Raw genomic sequence first — 600 nt, 5'->3', positions numbered from 1 at the left:
GTGGGTTCTGATTTCACAGTCTGGGAGAATGGCAACAAAGGGATAGGTCGCGTTTTGTTGGTTGCGGCCTAACAATTCATTCAAGCCGAACCCGCTTCGCGGGTCGGCTTAATTCTGGTGTTAGGCCGCATGGATACAACTTCACAACCCTGGCAAATGATTCTGGATAGTGTGCGTTTCATGCCCCCATCACAAACAGCGTTGGTCGTGCTTTTCTTTGCTTTCACAATTCTTGCGGGGAATGGCGTGTTTGCACTTCATTACCGCCGCGTTGGCAAGCCAATCTTTAGATCACTAATCAACCCAGCCAGCTTTTCGATCACTGACTTCAACCTGCGAGAGTGGCTGCTGCTGGCGGCAGTCGTTGCCATTTCTGTGCTGCTGATAGTACTGGTCGCACATGCTGCATAGTCGGCTGCGGCCTAACAATTCATTCAAGCCGAACCCGCTTCACGGGTCGGCTTAATTCTGGCGTTAGGCCTTGGAACATACTTATCTGCTAGCTCAGGTAATTGCAGTAGGCTACATAGCGTTTAGCCTGTTCGGATTGCTTGTCATTTCTTTTCCGTCGAACCGCCAAAGCATGTTCGAGGAGCGTGG

The 600-nt window shown here is 50.8% G+C and carries 1 protein-coding gene; it reads left to right on the top strand.

The annotated features are described in order from the left end of the window. The first annotated feature begins 129 nt into the window (after positions 1-129). Complete coding sequence (locus tag ACIPRS_RS18850) at positions 130-411, top strand: hypothetical protein (protein ID WP_446539654.1); 282 nt, start codon at positions 130-132, stop codon at positions 409-411. Positions 412-600 lie beyond the last annotated feature (189 nt).

Source organism: Pseudoxanthomonas sp. LARHCG66 (assembly GCF_052871755.1).
The sequence above is the reverse complement of the archived record's forward strand: the minus strand, read 5'-3'. Positions and strand labels throughout refer to the sequence as shown.

Bases quoted from the DNA above. Each gene is read 5' to 3' on its own strand.
- ACIPRS_RS18850 (WP_446539654.1), top strand. From the start codon at position 130: ATGGATACAACTTCACAACCCTGGCAAATGATTCTGGATAGTGTGCGT.